A 16,790-nucleotide genomic window follows, 5' to 3' on the forward strand; every position below is an offset into this window, starting at 1 on the left:
GGTCGGACCTCTCACGTGCGAGCCTCCGCCTGCATGCGTGAGCTGGCCAGCACGCGCCGCTCCACCAGCCGCGTCAGGTCCGCCACCGTCCGGATGCCCTGCGAGTCCTCCTCCGACAGCCGGATGCGGAAGCGGTTCTCCAGCCCCACCGCCAGCACCGTCAGCCCCAGGCTGTCGAGCTGCAGGTCACCGACGAGGTCGTGCTCCAGCTCCACGCCCCCCTTCCACTCCAGTTCATCAGCGGCGATGCGGCGAACCTCCGCCAGGACCTCCTGTTCGAGCTCAGCCACGGGGCACCTCCGGAAGAAAACGAGGACGATGTGCGAAGGCCCGAGCATACGCCTCTCCCAGCGCCGCCTCCTCCGCGCGAATGCGCACGGACAAGAGCACCAGGTTGCCCAGCGAGAAGAACGCCGCTGTCCACCAGGCCCCGTGGATGAGCGGCACACACGCCAACTCCAGCACCACGGCGACATAGTTGGGGTGGCGCAGGAAGCGATACGGGCCCCCCTCCACCGGCGCCAGGTCCGGCACGACGATGATGCGCGAGTTCCACCGCTCGCCCAGCGTGGAGATGGCCCAGTAGCGGAGCCCCTGCGCCAGCACCGCGCCGCCCAACGCCACCCAGCCCAGGGTCGCTGGAAAAGGCCGGTGCAAGAGGAACACCTCCGCCACGCAGGCCGCCAGGAAGGCGGTGTGGAACACCACCATGAAGCGGTAGTGCGCCTGCCCCGTCTCCACCCCGCCGCGCGCGAAGGCCCACTCGGCGTTGCGCTTGGAGAGCACCAGCTCCACCAGGCGCTCCAGCACGAGCAGCCCCATGTACCCCAGGAAGACGACCTCGGTCGGGGTCACCATTGGAGGAGCACCATCTCCGCGCAGAAGCCGGGCCCCAGCGCCATCATCAGCCCGTAGTCCCCGGGCTTCGCCCCCGCCTTCTCCAGCGTCTCCCCCAGCACGAACAGCACCGACGCCGAGGACAGGTTCCCCACCTCGCGCAGCGACGCCCACGAGCGCGCCAGCGCATCCGAGGGCAGCTCCAGCGCCTCCTCGAAGGACTGGAGCACCTTGGGCCCGCCGGTATGTGCCACCCAGTGGCGGATGTCCTCGCGTTTCAACCCGTGCGCCGCGAGGAACCCGTCCACGTTGCCCCGGATGTGGTCCTTGACCAGCTGGGGCACCTTCGCGGACAGCACCACCTTGAAGCCGGAGTCGACGACGTCCCAGCCCATGATGCGCTCGGTGTCCCGGTAGAACACCGAGCGCGACGCCACCACCCGAGGCCCCTTCGGCTCCGGCGCCTCCGCGCCCCGCAGCACCGCGCACGCCGCGCCATCACCGAAGAGCCCCGAGGCGATGATGTTGGGAATGGACAGGTCCTCGCGCTGCAGCGTCAGCGAGCACAGCTCCGTCGACACGACGAGCGCCGTGTGCGTGGGGAAGGCCCGCAGGTAGTCCGCCGCCCGCGACACGCCGGCCGTGCCCGCGACACACCCCAGCCCGAAGATGGGCGTGCGCTTGAAGTCCTCGCGGAAGCTCAGGAGGTTGGCCAACCGCGCGTCGATGCTGGGCGTGGAGATGCCCGTCACCGTGATGAAGAAGACGTGGTCCACGTCGGCGGGCGTCAGCCGCGCGCCCTCCAGCGCCCGCCGCACCACCGCCTCGCTGAGCACCGTGCTCTCGCGAATCCACGTGTCATTGCGCTGCTGGAAGGTCTCCAGCGAGGGGTAGGTCTCGAGCGGGACCGCCAGGTGGCGGCCTCCCACCTGGACGGCCCGGTGCAACTCTTCCAATCGCTCGATGTTGAAGTGACGCTGGGCCCACACTCCCCGCAGCGCCTCGATGAGCTGCTCTTGAGAGGCGTAGTGAGGCGGGAGCGCCCGTGCCACGTATCGAATGAAGGGAGAACGGTGGTCCTGGACTGGGGTGCCGTGCATGAGCGTCTCGGGTCCGTGATGCGGTCAGATTCACACGCATAATCGGAACCCGAGACAGACGCGATATGGGTTGCAGCGACTTGAACGAGTCCTGACTCCCGATGACCGGGTCACTGTCACACGGACGACGACCTCCTCCTCCCTGAGGAGAAGAAGCAGACACCCGCGTGTCACACGGAGGACACGCCTCCTCCAACCCAGGTCCGAGACGCCCACCGCGCGACGAGCAGGAGCCCGAACAGCCACGCGGCCCCACCCGTTCCCCCGGGCGCCGCGCCACACCCTCCCGCGTCCGAAGGCGGAGTCTCGGGCTCTGGTGTGCTCCCCACACACGGCGCACCCGACGCCTCCGCCGTGAGGCACAGCGCGCCATAGCGGCCCACACCTTCGTGACGCCCGTCCACCAGCGCCACCACGACGTGGGTCGCGTCCGCCGCGGCCACCTTCGCGGACAGCGCGCCGGGCCCGTCCGCGCGCGACACCCGCAGCACCTGGGTGTCCGTCACCGCCGCGACGAGCAGGTGCAGCCTTGATGCGTCCTCGCCCGCCCGGGGCTCATACGCGGCCAGCACCTCCGCCGAGCCCCCCGGCACCTGGAAGTAGCGCGCGGACGCCGTCGTCAGGCGCACGTCGGCCTCCTGGGAGGGAAGCGTCCGGGGTGAGGGCGCCAGGCCGTCGTAGCCGCCGCCCCGCGCGTAGCCGTCACCTGGGCGCGCGCGGGCGCCCGTGGAGAGGTTCCAGCGCGAGAACTCCACGAAGGCCGTGTCGAAGTCCAGGCTCCCCTCGCGGCGCAGGAACGCGTCCACCAGCACGGGCCATGAAGCGGTGGGCGAGGTGAGGCTGTCGCGCCACAGCGACAAGAGGGCCGCATCGCCGAAGCGCTCGCCCAGGTACTGGAAGTAGAGGCCCGCGCCATAGCTGAACGACGCGGCGGGCCCGGGGGGGTCCTGCACGAGGCTGCGGTCCGTCCACTTCAGGTACGCCGACGAGAAGTGCTCCAGGTCATCCAGCGACGCGTCGAACCGCTCGCTGGCCCACACCGCCGAGCCCTCCGACGCCACGCTCCCCAGTCCCGGCCGATACGCGGCCTGCACCGCGTGGAAGAACTCGTGGCTCGCGAGAATCCGCACCGCCTTCTCGTAGGACGGATAGTTGTAACCGGCGAAGTCGTTCTCCTGGAGCATGTGCCCCACGCAGCGCTGGCCCTCTCCGACGCAGGCGTCCAGGCGGAAGGCGCCATCCGCGCGGCCCGCGAAGTCCACCAGGTACACGTCGAACAGCCCGTCTCCGCCGTTGTCGGCGCCCACCGACGCGTCGTCGCCGGGCGTCAGGAAGCCCAGCCCTTCGTAGAAGCGAGCCACCTGGTCATACGTGCGTCCCACGACCTCCACCGCGTCGGGGACCCCGTTTCCATCCGCGTCCCCCGGCGGCACCGCGTTGGGCCCTCCGCGCGAGAAGTGGACCCGGAAGCGCCCCTCGGGGGACACCACCGACTCCACCTGCTCGTCCGCGGAGAAGCTCGGCGGCACCGCCTGGGGCGAGGTGGGGCGCGCTCCCGATGACTGCCCTTGCCGTGCCTCGGCGAGGGAGTCGTGCCGCTCGTGTGGCTCACGCTCCGGCAGCACCGGGCCGCAGCCCACGGACAACACCAGAAGCCACGCCCCGGACCTCATGGCAGGAACGCCCACTTGATGCGAATCTGACCGGAGCCGCTCGGCTGCGGCACGGAGCCCGTCTGGTTGCAGACCTGCTGCGCGGACGGCTCGTAGTAGCCCATCACCTCCAGCTTCACGTGGCGACCATCCGCCAGCCGGATGACGAACACCTGGCCCGTCATGGCCACACAGCTCTGGTAGGTCCAGAAGCCGCCCAGCACCGTCGCGGGCCCGTTCAGGCCGGAGTTGTCCGGGATGAGCGTGCACGCGTCGTCGAACCAGCGCTCCGTCTGGAACGACAGGCCCGCGCTCACCGACGTCACGGAGGCGAACGCCGTGCCCTGCGGCAGGCTCGCCGCGGCGACACACGACGGGCCGGACGTGCCGCTGTTGACGCGCACCGTGTAGCGGCGCACCGCGATGTCCCACTCCGTGGAGCTCAGCGCCGCCTGGTCATGCACCTGCACCTGCGTCAGCCCCGTCGAGGTGAAGCGCAGGTACGTATACGACATGGTCGGCTGCAGGCCGCCCGCGCGCGAGTCCACGTAGGTGAGGAACTCGCCCGACGTCGTCCCCTCCTCGCGCACCTCGCCCGTGGACACCACGGAGCGCAGGCTCAGCTTGTCGATGGTCTGCTCGGTGCAGCGCACCTGGCTCGGGTCACACACCTTGGAGCCCGCGTCCGGCTCCGGCTCGTTCTTCGGCTCGTCGTCGCCACAGCTCGCCATCAGCGCCAGCGACATCGCCACCGCGACCAGGACCCACAGGCCCTGATTCCCGGTGTGCTTGGGCAACACCTGCTCGGTCTGACTCATCATCTTCGTGCCCCTCTCCCTGCTTGGATTTCGTGAGGTGGCCGGCACCCCGTCCAGGGACCCGGCGCTCACTCGATGAGACCGCTTCTACTTGATAACGATTCTCATTTTCAATATTGAAGAATGAACACCTACGCCCCGTACGGAGTCAGCCCATGCCCGAGATGCCCGCGGTCCTCGCGAACACGTTGATGCCCTGGTTCGCGAAGCCTTCGCACGTCTCTCGGGTGGAGACGTTGGCTCCTGGACTGCGGCGCGTGCGGTTCGAGGGCGCGTCGCTGCGCGGCGTCTCGTACGAGGCCGGGCAGGAGGTGGAGTTCCGGGTGAGTCCCACGGAGTTCCGGCACTACACGCCGTCGCTGTGGGACGTGGAGAGTGGAGTGCTGGAGGTCGTCTTCTACCTGCACGGCCAGGGGCCGGGCAGCGCCTGGGCGGAGGCGCTCGAGCCGGGGGACGCGGTGGACATCCTGGGGCCTGGAGGCCGGCTGAGCGTGGACGCGGACGCGCCCGCGCACCTGTTCCTGGGGGACGAGACGTGTCTGGGCTTGTTCCAGGCGATGATTCGCGCGCTGCCCTCTCCGCTGCGATTGCTGGGAGCGGTGGAGGTGGCGCCGGGCGCGGAGGACTGGCTCGCGCGGACGGGGGTGCCGCTGACGGCCGTGGCGCGGCGGGCCTCCCGTGGCGAGGCGCTGAGCGCGTGGCTGGAGCAGAACGTGCTGCCCGGCGCCACGTGCTACCTGGCCGGGCATGCGGGCTCCATCGTGGCGCTGAGGAAGCAGTTGCTGGAGCGGCACGGTTGCGCGCGCCGCTCGCTGCGCTCCAAGGCGTACTGGGCGGACGGCAAGCGCGGGCTGTGAGGCCGCGCGCTCGGGGGCCTATTCGAAGCGGTAGCCCTTGGGCACCACGACGATGCCGCTCTCGGTGACGGTGAAGCCCCGCGCGCGGTCGGCCTCCAGGTCGAAGCCCACCTTCGTGTTGGGCGGCACGCGCACGCCCTTGTCGATGATGGCGTTCTTCACCTGGGCATGCCGGCCGATGTCCACCTCGTCGAAGATGACCGAGCGCTGCACGCTGGCGTAGCTGTTCACGCGGGCGCGGCGGAAGAGGATGCTCTCGCGCACCACGCCGCCGGAGATGATGCAGCCGCCCGCGACCATGGAGTTGAGCGCGCGGCCCACGCGCTCGCCGGACTCGTGGACGAACTTCGCCGGAGGGCTGAACTCGCTGCCGGTGCGCAGGGGCCACTCGGCGTTGAAGATGTCGAACTCCGGGTTGACGGAGACCAGGTCCATGGACGCCTCGTGGTACGCGTCCAGCGTGCCCACGTCGCGCCAGTAGGTGTTGGGGCCCGACTGTCCCGGGATGGGGTTCTTGGCGAAGTCGTAGGCGTGGATGTGGTAGCCGTCGCGCAGCGCGCGGGGCAGCACGTCCTTGCCGAAGTCGTGCTGGGAGCCCTCGGTCTTCGCGTCGATTTCCAGCAACTCCGCCAGCACCTTGCTGCGGAAGATGTAGTTGCCCATGCTCGCGAGCGCCGTGTCGGGGCGGCCGGGGATGGACTTGGGGTTCTTGGGCTTCTCCTGGAACTCCGTCACGCGGCCGCGCTCGTCCACCTGCATGATGCCGAAGCGGTGCGCGTCCGCGACGGGCGTGGGGTACGCGGCGATGGTGATGTCCGCGCGCTGGGCCTCGTGCTGCTCCAGCATGTGCGCCACGTTCATCTTGTAGATGTGGTCGCCGGAGAAGATGGCCAGGTGCTCGGGGCGGTGGTTCTCCACCAGATGCATGTTCTGGTAGATGGCGTCCGCGGTGCCTCGGTACCAGACGGGCCCCAGCTCCTCGTACAGGTACATCTGCGCGGGGACCAGGGTGATGAAGTAGTCCGACAGCAGCACGGAGCCGAAGCGCCAGCCGCGCTGGATGTGCTCGGTGAGCGACTGCGCCTTGAACTGCGTCAGGACGTAGACGGAGTAGATGCCCGAGTTGATGAAGTTGTTGAGCGCGAAGTCGATGATGCGGAACTTCGACCCGAAGGGGACCGCTGGCTTCGAGCGCCGCTGCGTGAGGGGGGACAACCGGGTTCCCTGGCCTCCGGCCAGCACCATGCCGAGGATGCGCGTACCCATGCCGACGTGTGTTCCTCCGAGGCCCCCAGCATAGGGGGGCCCCGCGCCCTTGTCTGTTTTCGCGGCGCGCCACGAGGTGGGTCTTCGCCTGGAGGCGAGAGTTACCCGGGGCATCAACCGGTTTTCGCGGTGGCGCCGTAAGGAGCGTTGGCGGTGGGGGACGGGGCCGGCTCCCGCCGTCGTCGCGCCTGGGCCGTTCTCAATCCATCAGCGGTGACGTGGTGTCCCTGGAGGCAGTCGTGTCGCATGGGTCCTTGCTTCGTCGTGTCTTCGTTCCTTCGATGAGTACCGTCCTCCTGGGGGCGCTGGTGGCGTGCGGCGCTCCCGAGGAGGTGTCCCCCACCCCGGAGCCCATGGGCCGGGCGCAGCAGGCCCTGGAGCCGTCCGACCCGCTGTTCAACAGCCAGCGCTGGCACTACGAGCTCATCCGCGCGCCGCAGGCGTGGAACCTCACCCAGGGGTTCCGCACCACCTCCATCGCGGTGCTGGACAGCGGGCAGACGCAGCACCCGGACCTCATCAACAAGTGGTTGGAGGGCTACGACTTCGTCGAGGGGCGCTTCAACACCACGGACGTGGGCACCTATCACCATGGCACCCATGTGGCGGGCACCCTCGCCGCTTCGGCCAACAACGGCCTGGGGGGCGTGGGCGTGTGCCCGGGATGCCTGCTGGTGCCGGTGCGCATCGCGCAGGCGGGAGGCAGCATCTCCGCGGGGGCGCCGGGGGCGAATGACCCGCTGACCACGGTGATGGCGCGAGGCATCTACTACGCGGCGGGTTACGCGGTGAACGACGGGGCGGGGAACGTGGTGCAGGCGTCGGCGCGCGCGTCCGTCATCAACATCAGCCTGGGGAACCTCCCGGCCCCCTGCCCCGCGGATCTGCAGGCGGCCGTGAATGCCGCGGTGGCCGCGGGCGTGCCGGTGGTGGTGGCCGCGGGCAACCGCGACAGCGCCATGCCCACGAGCAACTTCGCGAACTACCTGTGGGGCGCCTGCCAGAACGTCATCTCGGTGGCGGCCGTGAACGAGAAGAGCGATTACGAGTCGTATTCAGCGCAGGGCCCGGGCGTCACCATCGGGGCGCCTGGAGGCGATGAGTACCGGACGAGCCCCTATGCCAAGACGGGGGAGGCGGGCTTCGGCGCGCTCATCGGCTGTACGGACCCGGAGGAGACGCGCGGCATCGGCACGCACGGTGTCGTGTCGTCGTGGACCACGAGCCAGGGGGTGCACTGCTATCGACACTGGGCGGGGACGTCGATGGCGGCGCCACACGTGGCGGGGACCATCGGCTTGATGCGCACGCGCAATCCGTCGCTCACGCCCGCGCAGATCAAGACCGTCCTCACCTCGACGGGGCGCTGGGTCATTCCGTGCACCGGGCCGGTCTGCCCGCCCAAGACGCTGGATGCCCACGCGGCGGTCTCCGCCTCCCTGTTCGACATCACGCTGTCGTGCAGGAGCGTCCAGGGCGGAGGCGGGTTCAATTGCGAGGTCCGGAAGACCGGCGGTCTTGCGCCTTTCACCGGCGCATGGACGGCGGTCGAGCCTTCGCGCATCTTGCCCATGGACCTGACCCGCACCGACACCGCGCGCGGCGTCTGCACACCGGGCACGGACACCACCGCGAGCGTCACCATCACCGACGCCCTGGGTCGCGCCCAGACGCGGAGCAGCACGTTCCGCTGCTTCCCCATCCAGTAGCAGCCGGGGACCTCGCGCGGACTCCTTCGACCCTCGGGGAGTCCGCCCGTCGATGAGCTAGCGCGCCTCCAGGGACTCAACCCTGTCGAAGAGGGGCGCCAGCGCGGCTTCCATGGCGTTGGCGGTCGCATCGCCGCTCTGGTTGGTGATGATGAACACCCCCAGCTGATACTTCGGCACGATGTAGAGATAGCATTGCGCGCGCGGCACGCCGCCGTGATGCACGTAGTGGGTGCCCAGCTGGCGGCTCTGACCGATGTTCCAGAAATAGCCGATGCTGAAGTCTTCCGCGAAGCGCACCAGCGGCTTGTGTGACTCGGTCACCGCGGGATGGTTGCTCAACTGCAAGCGCAGGTACTTGACCATCTCCGGCATCGTCGTCTTCAAGGCTCCCGCCGCCCCCCAAGGCAGCAGTGGCATCGGTGTGGTGCCGACCGGATTGTCGCTGTGGTAGCCCGGCGCCAGACGGTGGGCGTCCTGAGCACGCAGCCGCAGCCACGTGTCGTGCATCCCCGCTTCCCGAGCCAGGAACTCCGCGAGCAACGACTCGTAGGGAGCCCCGTGGATCTTCTCGAGGGTGTGCGCGACCAACTCGGTGCCGGCGCTCGAGTAGGCGTAGTCCTTGCCGAGCGGGCCCTTGATGCTGACGCCGTGCAGGTCCTGCCAGAACTGTGGCTGCCCGTAGTCCGCATAGACAGCATTGAGCTTTGCCGGGGTGGCATGCGCGGTGAAGTCCTTCAACACCTCATTCGCTTGCAGCGGCAACATCCCCGGCATGCCGCTGGTGTGCGTGACCAGATGGCGCAGGCGGATGGGCTCACCCTCCGACTGCAGGTTCGGATAGGCGGACGGAAGATACTTTTGTATCGGGTCTTCGAGGGTCGCCTTGCCTTCGAGGACAGCGTTTGCCAACAGCAGGCCCGCGAAGGTCTTGCTGACCGACCCGATCTCATAGAGCGTCGAATCGTCGGGCGGATGGGACTTGCCGGTCTCCAGCTCACCCCGATGGAGGATGAACTCCTCGCCGCGATAGACCACTGCGATGGAGGTCGCGTGCAGCAGCTTGGACCGCAGCAGGGTCGTCGCGGTCTGGTCCATCGCCGTGGGGATATCGCGGGCGGGCACGGGGCCAGTCGTCTTGCAAGCGGCCAGCACCAGCGTCAGTCCAGCAATGGCTGCGGAGAGTTTGTTCATCGGGCGTATCGTCCAGAGGTGGAATGCCACCCTCCCACACCCCCCAGGTCGGAGCCAGACACGCGGAGGACCGGCATCTGGCCGCACGCCCTTCGCATCCTCGCTACGCCTCCGCCCAGGACTCGACCTCGTTCGCCGTCGAGCGCGCGAGCTTCGCGGCGGCGGACGGGTCCAACCGCGCGGTGACGAGGACACCGATGACGGCCCCCACCAGCAGCTCCACGCGGCGGGCCACTGTCTTCTTGGGCACCACACCCGCCCGGGCCGCCGCCTCCAGCGACTTCGTCAGGTGCCCGTGCAAGAGCGCCCGGTAGTCCTCCACGGCGCGATGCGCCTCCACATCATGCGCGCCCAATTCCGTGGCCGTGTTGACGAGCAGGCACCCCCGCCGCGTCAGGACTGACGGCGCGGTGGCCATCGTCGTCGCGAGCGACTCGAAGTACGTCGTCACCTGCCCCAGCCCCGCGGGGCCCTGCGCGAAGACGGCCAGCCGGGGCGTAATCACCTCCTGGAGGTACAGCGCCACCGCCCGCGAGAACAGCACCCGCTTGCTCTCGAACGCCTGGTACAGGCTGGAGCGGTTCAGCCCCGTGGCCTCCTCCAGGTCCGCCAACGACGTGGCCTCGTAGCCCCGGGTCCAGAACACACCCAGCGCCTTGCGCACCACCTCCGTCTCATCGAACGCACGCGTCCGCGCCACGCCACCCTCCTTGACTATTCTGGACCGAACGATTCAATATGGATTCCGAACTGAGTGGTCCAGAATAACGAATCTTCGGAGAGGAATCACCATGTCGCCACTGGCGCAGGGCTTCGCCGTCGTCGCAGCGCTCTTCCATGTGTTGTTCTTCGTGATGGAGAGCATCCTCTTCTCGCGACCGAAGGTGTGGCGGCGCTTCGGGCTGAAGTCGCAGGCGGAGGCGGACATCATGAAGTCGATGGCGCTGAACCAGGGCTTCTACAACCTGTTCCTCGCGCTGGGCGTGCTCGTGGGAATCGGGCTGGTGCACACGGGCTCGGCCGCCACCGGGGTGGTGGCCGTGGTCTTCGGCTGCGCCTGCATGGTGCTGGCGGCGCTGGTCCTCGTGTCGAACAACCGCCGCTTCCTGACGGCAAGCCTCGTCCAGGGGCTGGCTCCGCTGCTGGCCATTTCGCTCGTGGTCGCGCAGTCGCGCGGGTGAGACGCCAGCACCGACACCCTGGGTCGCCCCCAGACGCGGAGCAGCACGTTCCGGTGCGTCCCCATCCCGTTGGCGACCTCGACGGGTCTCCCTGGCACCGCCATGATGGGCGGCCAGGGACATGACGCTCGACGACTTCGAGAAGTGCATCTTGCAGTTGCTGAACCTCGCTCGGCAGCGAGGCATCGAGAGGCTCGACACTCAGGCGCACGACTACTACTGGATTGTTCCCGCTCCTGACTGGGTCGACTTCACGAACGACCCGAAGCCAGCAGTGGGCTCGCTCCACGACGACCTGGCGGAGCTCCGCAAGCTGTTGGACGACCCGGACCGCGGCTCCTCCATCGACCTCGACCGCGCGGCATCACTCCTCCATCTGCTCTCCGACCACCTGTCGGGCTGAGGAATCACCTCTTGATGCCCCCCAGGTTCCTGGAGGCATCTTCGGCGCCTGAATGGATTGGGAAGACTCCGGTTGGACGGGTCGCTCGACAGCCTTCCCTCCACTTGCCCGCTCCGCGCCCGCCAGTCCGTTCATGTGTACTTCCATGGCCGCCCCGACGGGGAGCTGGGGGGCTCGTGGGTCTGGTGCACCGCCCATGGCTCCATCCGTGTGCCGACCTGGTGGCGGAACCTCGAGGAGGTCGCCCCTGGGAGCCTGACCGCGCACCCCCATGCACTCGAGCCCCTGTCGGCACGCATCGACGAACACTGGCTCCAGGTTCGAAGGCGCCCCGCCCCCCGCGCGCCATGGCCCCTGGCAGACCGTCGATGACCGCTTCGTGCGCGGGCGCAAGCAGGCACCTGGGACTCCCTCCTCAGGGCTCAGGTGGCGCTCATCTGCTCCTGCTTGCACCACCTGCCGCCATCAGCTCGAGCCTGGCTGGCGCCGACGCTTCGGTGGCGGCCGAAACCTCGCGCCGCCAGGAGTTCTAGAAGGTCCTCGTTGCCGTGAGGCCCATGTCGGGTCCACGGCGGCTGGAGGACCTGTCCATGTCGCCGTCGAATCCGGTCGTCGCGGCCACGCATCCGGACCCGTATCCCTTCTACGCGGACCTCGTCGCGCGCCGCCCCTTCTACCGGGACGACACGCTGGGCCTGTGGGTGGCCTCCAGCGCTCGGGCGGTGGGGGCCGTGCTGTCCTCGCCCGCCTGCCGGGTGCGGCCACTCCCGGAGCCGGTGCCTCGGGTGCTCCAGGGGCTGGCCTCGGCGGAGGTGTTCGGTCGGCTGGCGCGAATGAACGAGGGGCCGTTCCATCTCGTGGTGCGACGCGCGCTCATGACGGTGCTGGGGACGCTCGGCGCGGAGCACGGCGCGGAGGAGGGGCGGCGTCAGGCGCGGCGGCTCATCGCGGAGGAGGTGCCGTTGCGGGAGCTGGTGTTCCGGCTGCCGGTCCAGGCCGTCGGGGCGCTGCTGGGGCTCGAGCCTGGGGGCCTGCCCGAGGTGGCCTCGTGGACCGGAGCGCTCGTCCGAGGCATGGCGCCGGGGGCGGACGCGGAGCAGGTGCGCGAAGGCGCGCTCGCGGCGGAGCGGCTGATGGCGGTGTTCCATGCGCGACTGGCCCACTCCGAGGACGGGCCGCTGACCCTCTTGTCGCGTGAGCTGGGCGCGTCCTCCACGGCCCCTGGTGCGTTGTCTCGCGAGCAGGCCGATGCGGAGTCGTCCGCGGTCATCGTCTCCAATGCCATCGGACTGCTGGTGCAGACGCATGACGCGACGGCGGGCCTGCTGGGCAATGCGCTGCGGGCCTCGCTGGCGGACCCCGCGGTGTACGCCCAGGTCTCCAGTCGCCCGGAGTGGCTGCCGCGGCTGCTCGACGAGGTGCTGCGGTTCGACCCTCCTGTCCAGAACACGCGTCGCTTCCTTTCGGAGGATGCGGTCATCGACGGCCGGGCGCTGCGCGCGGGAGACACCGTCCTGGTGGTCCTCGCCGCCGCCAACCGCGACCCCGCGGTCCATCACGCGCCGCACCGGTTCGACCTCCACCGCGAGCCGTCGGAGCTCGCGACCTTCGGGGAAGGACGCCACGCCTGCCCGGGAGCGGCGTTGGCGCGGGCTGTCTCGCTCGGCGCGCTGGAGGTGCTGTTCGCCACCGACCTCGTCTCGCACCGCGCCGCCTTCTCCGCCACGGGGTTCCAGCCGTCCGTCAACGGCCGGGTCCCCCTGCTGCCGCGACTTCACCTCCACTCCCGGGAGCACACGACATGATCGCCGTCATCTTCGAGGTCCGACTCAACGACGAGGGCCGCCAGGAGTACCTGGACCTGGCCGCCGGGCTCCGCCCACTGCTCGCGGAGGTCGATGGGTTCATCTCCATCGAGCGCTTCCAGAGCCTCTCCCATCCGAACCTGTTGCTGTCGCTGTCCTTCTGGCGGGACGAGGCCGCCGTCGAGACCTGGCGCCGCCTGGAGGCACACCGGGCCGCGCAAGCGCGGGGGCGTGGGGGCGTCTTCGAGGACTACCGCCTGCGAGTGGCCACCGTCGTGCGCGACTACGGCCTGTCGGCGCGCGAGCAGGCCCCGGGCGACAGTCGCCGAACCCACGGTTGAGGCCCGGCGGCATGGACGAGCGTCATGACCTCGTGGACCTGCTACGGCCCCGAGCGAGACGCCCTCCCCATGCCCGGCGCGATGACGAGCATGTCCGCCGCGGAACGCACGACAGTCACGCCCGGCCCGGGCCCTCCACGGAGGAAGACCCGGGCCAGGTTGTTCGTCACCCGGGCATCAGCGCCCGTAGTTCTGCTTCAAGCCGTACGTCTTCCCTCCGAACGACAGCGTGTAGTTGGAGAGGCTGGCGATGGGGAGCTGGTACGTGAGCTTCACCGTGACCGAGCTCCCATTCGGAATGCTCTGCCACGAGGGCACCGTGAGCTGCACGCGGTGGAAGTCCCCCTTGAAGCCGCCCGAGTTCGACCCCGAGTGCTCGCTGCGCACCGTGCTCAGCGTCCACCCGGACTGCTGCGCCAGCGTGGCGGGCGCGGACGTGCCGTAGTCGAACTGCAGCAGCGCCCCACCCGGAATCGCCTGCCCGGAGTTGTTCGTCAGCTTCAGCGTCGGCGAGATGGGGTAGTTGGAGTCGCCCACCGCGAAGCCCTCCAGCTCCACCGAGACATCCAGCGTGTCCGCCGCCACGGGCATCGTCTGGTTCGCCCGCAGGTTCTTGTACGGCGACGCCGTCTTGAACTTCTCGTACAGCAGCCGCGTCAGCGTGTACCCGATGTAGTACTCGCCCTGCCCGTTCGCGCGCGCCTGGTCGAAGGCGTAGTCACCCGCCAGCTCCCAGATCATGATGCCGCCAATCCCCCGGTCCGCGACGTACTGCGCCTTCGCGCCGAGCGACTCCTCGTCCTCCGTGGACAGGAACACCTTCTTCGTCGCGTTCCACAGCCACGGCGACGCCACCGGCGCGCTGTAGTTGCGCGCATACGTCCCCGAAATCCGGTCCGTGGGGTCGTTCACCGGGTCCAGCCCGTACGCCGTCACGTAGGAGCCCAGGCGCCCGTCCTGGAGGTTCTTCGCGTGCCACATCGGGTTGCTGCCCGAGGCAACCTCCGCCCCCAGCGAGTTCTTGTCGTGCCAGAGGTTGTCGATGCCCAGCGCGCCATTGCCGCACGGCACCGTCGAGCCCACGTTGGGCCCCGTGCCCGGAGGACACTTCGTCTGGTCCGCCAGCGGCGCCTTGCCCCACAGGCCGTTGGTTCCCCCCGTGACGCCCTGCCAGCCGCGCGTGTAGTACGGCACGCCGATGTTGATGCGGCCCGCCTGCATCGCGCCCCGGAAGTAGTGGTAGGCCCAGTCCGTGTTCAGGTAGCCGATGCCGCCGTACGTCCCGTACACGTTCCAGTGCAGCAGCTCCGCGTCCTTGCCGTCGTCGAACAGCGCCGCGTTCGGACCCACGAACTCGTTCCAGGCGCCGTGCAGGTCGTACGTCATCAGGTTCGCGTAGTCGAGGTACTGGGTGACTTGATACGTCTCCGTTCCGCGCAGAATCCAACCCGAGGCCGTCACCGCCGCGGTCAGCATGTAGTACTTGCCGTCCGCCGCGCTCGCCGCGTCCAGCTTCTCGCGCAGCGTCTTCATCAGCACCACGTAGCCCTTCATCAGCGCGCCCCGGCGAGGCGTGGCGAAGGTGAAGTCATCCGGGTTGCCCGCGTTCGGCATCGACGTCGCGTACTCGTAGTCGATGTCCGCGCCGTCGAACCCATACGTCCGCAGGAACGTCACCACCGAGTCCGCGAACGTGTTGATGGCCGCCGTGTTCACCGCGTTGTTGGACGTCGTCGTCATCGAGTAGAAGCCGCCGCTGGCCACCCGACTGCCGTCGTCGTTCAGGAAGCCGCCCGACTCCGCCCAGCCGCCGATGGAGATGAGCGTCTTCACGTTCGGATACTGCTTCTTGAACTTGTTGAGCAGGTTGAAGTGGCCCTTGTACGAGAAGGCCGGGTCCATCTCCGCGCCCGCGACACCGGGCCACTCCATGCCCGTGGCTGGGTTGTTCGCCGAGTTCGCCCCCACCGACACGCGGTTCTGCGCGTCCACGTGCGCGAAGGCGTAGTTGATGTGCGTGATGTTGTTCCACGGAATCTGCGGGGCCAGGTACGCGGGCTGGCCGTTCTTCCCCGTCCTCCAGCTGGTGAAGTAGCCGATGATGCGGCGCGGGTGGTCGGCGCCCATCTTCTCGCGGCCCGCCGTGTCGTAGACCTGGCAGTACGGAACGTTCAGGCCCGCCGTCGCATACAGGCCATCCGGACGGCAGCCCACCGGCGGGTCTCCTCCGCCCGGCGTCGTCGTCACGGAGACGGCCGCGCTCGCCCCGGAGATGTTCCCCGCGGCGTCCTTGGCCTTCACGGTGAACGAGTAGGCCGTGCTCGCCGTCAGCCCGGTCACCAGCACCGACGTCGACGGCGACGTCGCGACGGCGGTCGTCCCCGTCCCGATGAAGACGTCGTACTCCTTCACCCCCACGTTGTCCGTGGAGGCATCCCACGCCAGGGAGACCGTGGTGGAGCCCACCGCCGTGGAGCGCAGCGCCGCGGGGACCGTGGGCGCCTCGGTGTCCGGCACCACGATTCCACACGCCCCGACCAGCTTGTACCAACCGCTGGCGGTGCCATGGACGGGGTCCGCGGTCCAGATGGCGACCAGGGCCTCATAGAGACTGTTTTGATACACGACGCGGTCGCCCGCCTTGTAGATGGTGCTGCCGCTCCACGCGGGATATCCCGTGCAGTCCACCACCAGCGCGCCTTCGCGGCTGTCGATGGGTGACTCGGGGGGCCGCGGTGATGGCTCCGTGGACCCGCATCCGATGAACGCGCTGACCCAGAGCAACCCGGCCAGGGGCATGCCCCTCCAGTGTCGCAGTTGCATCTCGCTCTCCTTGATTGAGCTCAACGGCTCGCCGGAACAGCGCGCCGGAATTCGGGGCCAACCGCCCCATGTCAGAGAGAGCGAACTTCAGCGCTTCGGGTCACTCGCACTCCGAGGTGACCTGGGCATCCGCTACTGGTCGACACAGGCGAGCGAGCGCAGGTGCGCGCGCCCCAGTCGCAGCCGGCTGCGCACCGTCTCGAACGGCACCGCCAGCGCATCCGCCAACTCCGGGACACTCATCCCTTGCAGGTGGTGCAGCACCAGCGCCCTGCGCTGCTCGTCGGGGAGCCGCTTCAATAGCAGCTCCACCCGCCTCCGCAGCAGACAGTCCTCCTGCTCCGCGCCCTCACAGGACTCCAGCACCTGGGCACAGACCTCGTCGCGTCTGCGACGTTCGATGCGCGCGCGACGCGACGCCGCGAAGCTCACCCGCCGCACCACCTGGTCCGCCCACGACACGAAGGCGCCCTCGCCCCGGTAGCTGCGCAGCCCTCGGAAGATGGCGACCAGCGCCTCCTGCGTCACGTCGTCCACTTCCGAATCGCGGTGAACCAGACAGCGCACCCGCGTCCTCACCCGTGGCATCAACTCCGCCAGCAACGCTCCCACCGCAGCGGGATTTCCTCCCGTCGCATCTCGAACCCGCGGCGCTTCGACACCGAGCTTGGCAGTCGCCATGGCACCTCCGACTTCAGGGGCGGCCGGACCCACCGGGAACCTCCGATGGGCCAGGTCACCCACACTTCACGAGGCACGCGGCCCCCTTCCGCCCCAGCACCTCGCCGGAGCCAGAGGAGGGCC

Annotated in this window: 16 protein-coding genes; 6 read left to right on the plus strand and 10 right to left on the minus strand. The window is 69.1% G+C overall.

The annotated features are described in order from the left end of the window. Nucleotides 1-11: 11 nt before the first annotated feature. The 5 genes from MYSTI_RS35875 to MYSTI_RS35895 form a co-directional block, all read right to left on the minus strand. The gene (locus tag MYSTI_RS35875) at nt 12-290 is read right to left on the minus strand and encodes an acyl carrier protein (RefSeq protein ID WP_015352753.1); all 279 of its coding nucleotides are present in this window, start codon (nt 288-290) and stop codon (nt 12-14) included. Further along, complete coding sequence (locus tag MYSTI_RS35880; RefSeq protein ID WP_015352754.1) at nt 283-858, minus strand: isoprenylcysteine carboxyl methyltransferase family protein; 576 nt, start codon at nt 856-858, stop codon at nt 283-285. The genes MYSTI_RS35875 and MYSTI_RS35880 overlap by 8 nt, the downstream gene beginning before the upstream one ends. Continuing rightward, a complete protein-coding gene (locus MYSTI_RS35885; protein WP_015352755.1) occupies nt 852-1,937 on the minus strand; it encodes a type III polyketide synthase in 1,086 nt (361 codons plus the stop codon). The genes MYSTI_RS35880 and MYSTI_RS35885 overlap by 7 nt, the downstream gene beginning before the upstream one ends. 170 nt (nt 1,938-2,107) lie before the next feature. Next, on the minus strand, nt 2,108-3,610 hold the full coding sequence (locus MYSTI_RS35890; RefSeq protein WP_015352756.1) for an MXAN_6640 family putative metalloprotease: 1,503 nt from the start codon (nt 3,608-3,610) through the stop codon (nt 2,108-2,110). Further along, nucleotides 3,607-4,410 (minus strand): HmuY family protein, encoded by an 804-nt coding sequence (locus MYSTI_RS35895; RefSeq protein WP_015352757.1) that lies wholly within the window; start codon nt 4,408-4,410, stop codon nt 3,607-3,609. The genes MYSTI_RS35890 and MYSTI_RS35895 overlap by 4 nt, the downstream gene beginning before the upstream one ends. 152 nt (nt 4,411-4,562) lie before the next feature. On the opposite strand from MYSTI_RS35895, the gene MYSTI_RS35900 reads away from it, so the two are divergent. Beyond that, nucleotides 4,563-5,264: a siderophore-interacting protein gene (locus tag MYSTI_RS35900; protein ID WP_015352758.1), complete on the plus strand. Its 702-nt coding sequence runs from the start codon at nt 4,563-4,565 to the stop codon at nt 5,262-5,264. Between the two features lie 18 nt (nt 5,265-5,282). Here MYSTI_RS35900 and glgC read toward each other — a convergent pair whose 3' ends face one another. Further along, on the minus strand, nt 5,283-6,530 hold the full coding sequence (glgC, locus tag MYSTI_RS35905; RefSeq protein WP_015352759.1) for a glucose-1-phosphate adenylyltransferase: 1,248 nt from the start codon (nt 6,528-6,530) through the stop codon (nt 5,283-5,285). A 281-nt stretch (nt 6,531-6,811) separates the two neighbouring features. On the opposite strand from glgC, the gene MYSTI_RS35910 reads away from it, so the two are divergent. Then, the gene (locus MYSTI_RS35910) at nt 6,812-8,239 is read left to right on the plus strand and encodes a S8 family serine peptidase (RefSeq protein ID WP_015352760.1); all 1,428 of its coding nucleotides are present in this window, start codon (nt 6,812-6,814) and stop codon (nt 8,237-8,239) included. A 57-nt stretch (nt 8,240-8,296) separates the two neighbouring features. Here the strand turns inward: MYSTI_RS35910 and MYSTI_RS35915 are convergent, their stop codons facing one another. Further along, nucleotides 8,297-9,433: a serine hydrolase domain-containing protein gene (locus MYSTI_RS35915; protein ID WP_015352761.1), complete on the minus strand. Its 1,137-nt coding sequence runs from the start codon at nt 9,431-9,433 to the stop codon at nt 8,297-8,299. Between the two features lie 103 nt (nt 9,434-9,536). Continuing rightward, the gene (locus MYSTI_RS35920; protein ID WP_015352762.1) at nt 9,537-10,133 is read right to left on the minus strand and encodes a TetR/AcrR family transcriptional regulator; all 597 of its coding nucleotides are present in this window, start codon (nt 10,131-10,133) and stop codon (nt 9,537-9,539) included. A gap of 91 nt (nt 10,134-10,224) precedes the next feature. Here MYSTI_RS35920 and MYSTI_RS35925 point away from each other — a divergent pair, with 91 nt between their 5' ends. The 4 genes from MYSTI_RS35925 to MYSTI_RS35940 all read left to right on the plus strand — a co-directional run bounded on the left by MYSTI_RS35925 (nt 10,225) and on the right by MYSTI_RS35940 (nt 13,163). After that, entirely contained in the window at nt 10,225-10,614 is a 390-nt protein-coding gene (locus MYSTI_RS35925) for a DUF1304 domain-containing protein (protein ID WP_015352763.1), read from the plus strand. Nucleotides 10,615-10,735: 121 nt separating this feature from the next. Continuing rightward, nucleotides 10,736-11,017, plus strand: coding sequence for a hypothetical protein (locus tag MYSTI_RS35930; RefSeq protein ID WP_015352764.1), 282 nt, complete (start codon nt 10,736-10,738; stop codon nt 11,015-11,017). 590 nt (nt 11,018-11,607) lie between these two features. Further along, nucleotides 11,608-12,822 (plus strand): cytochrome P450, encoded by a 1,215-nt coding sequence (locus MYSTI_RS35935; protein WP_015352765.1) that lies wholly within the window; start codon nt 11,608-11,610, stop codon nt 12,820-12,822. Then, entirely contained in the window at nt 12,819-13,163 is a 345-nt protein-coding gene (locus MYSTI_RS35940; RefSeq protein WP_015352766.1) for an antibiotic biosynthesis monooxygenase family protein, read from the plus strand. The genes MYSTI_RS35935 and MYSTI_RS35940 overlap by 4 nt, the downstream gene beginning before the upstream one ends. Before the next feature lie 177 nt (nt 13,164-13,340). Here the strand turns inward: MYSTI_RS35940 and MYSTI_RS35945 are convergent, their stop codons facing one another. After that, nucleotides 13,341-15,986 (minus strand): glycosyl hydrolase family 18 protein, encoded by a 2,646-nt coding sequence (locus MYSTI_RS35945; RefSeq protein ID WP_015352767.1) that lies wholly within the window; start codon nt 15,984-15,986, stop codon nt 13,341-13,343. 132 nt (nt 15,987-16,118) lie between these two features. After that, nucleotides 16,119-16,667 carry an RNA polymerase sigma factor gene (locus MYSTI_RS35950; protein ID WP_015352768.1) on the minus strand — a complete coding sequence of 183 codons (549 nt, stop codon included), beginning with the start codon at nt 16,665-16,667 and terminating at the stop codon, nt 16,119-16,121. Nucleotides 16,668-16,790 lie beyond the last annotated feature (123 nt).

This window comes from Myxococcus stipitatus DSM 14675, assembly GCF_000331735.1.
Classification (GTDB): Bacteria; Myxococcota; Myxococcia; order Myxococcales; family Myxococcaceae; genus Myxococcus; species Myxococcus stipitatus.

Coding starts and splice junctions, on each gene's coding strand:
- MYSTI_RS35890 (WP_015352756.1), bottom strand. CDS start 3,610: ATGAGGTCCGGGGCGTGGCTTCTGGTGTTGTCCGTGGGCTGCGGCCCG.
- MYSTI_RS35895 (WP_015352757.1), bottom strand. CDS start 4,410: ATGATGAGTCAGACCGAGCAGGTGTTGCCCAAGCACACCGGGAATCAG.
- MYSTI_RS35930 (WP_015352764.1), top strand. CDS start 10,736: ATGACGCTCGACGACTTCGAGAAGTGCATCTTGCAGTTGCTGAACCTC.
- MYSTI_RS35910 (WP_015352760.1), top strand. CDS start 6,812: ATGAGTACCGTCCTCCTGGGGGCGCTGGTGGCGTGCGGCGCTCCCGAG.
- MYSTI_RS35915 (WP_015352761.1), bottom strand. CDS start 9,433: ATGAACAAACTCTCCGCAGCCATTGCTGGACTGACGCTGGTGCTGGCC.
- MYSTI_RS35945 (WP_015352767.1), bottom strand. CDS start 15,986: ATGCAACTGCGACACTGGAGGGGCATGCCCCTGGCCGGGTTGCTCTGG.
- MYSTI_RS35940 (WP_015352766.1), top strand. CDS start 12,819: ATGATCGCCGTCATCTTCGAGGTCCGACTCAACGACGAGGGCCGCCAG.
- MYSTI_RS35880 (WP_015352754.1), bottom strand. CDS start 858: ATGGTGACCCCGACCGAGGTCGTCTTCCTGGGGTACATGGGGCTGCTC.
- MYSTI_RS35935 (WP_015352765.1), top strand. CDS start 11,608: ATGTCGCCGTCGAATCCGGTCGTCGCGGCCACGCATCCGGACCCGTAT.
- MYSTI_RS35885 (WP_015352755.1), bottom strand. CDS start 1,937: ATGCACGGCACCCCAGTCCAGGACCACCGTTCTCCCTTCATTCGATAC.
- MYSTI_RS35900 (WP_015352758.1), top strand. CDS start 4,563: ATGCCCGAGATGCCCGCGGTCCTCGCGAACACGTTGATGCCCTGGTTC.
- MYSTI_RS35950 (WP_015352768.1), bottom strand. CDS start 16,667: ATGGCGACTGCCAAGCTCGGTGTCGAAGCGCCGCGGGTTCGAGATGCG.
- glgC (WP_015352759.1), bottom strand. CDS start 6,530: ATGGGTACGCGCATCCTCGGCATGGTGCTGGCCGGAGGCCAGGGAACC.
- MYSTI_RS35925 (WP_015352763.1), top strand. CDS start 10,225: ATGTCGCCACTGGCGCAGGGCTTCGCCGTCGTCGCAGCGCTCTTCCAT.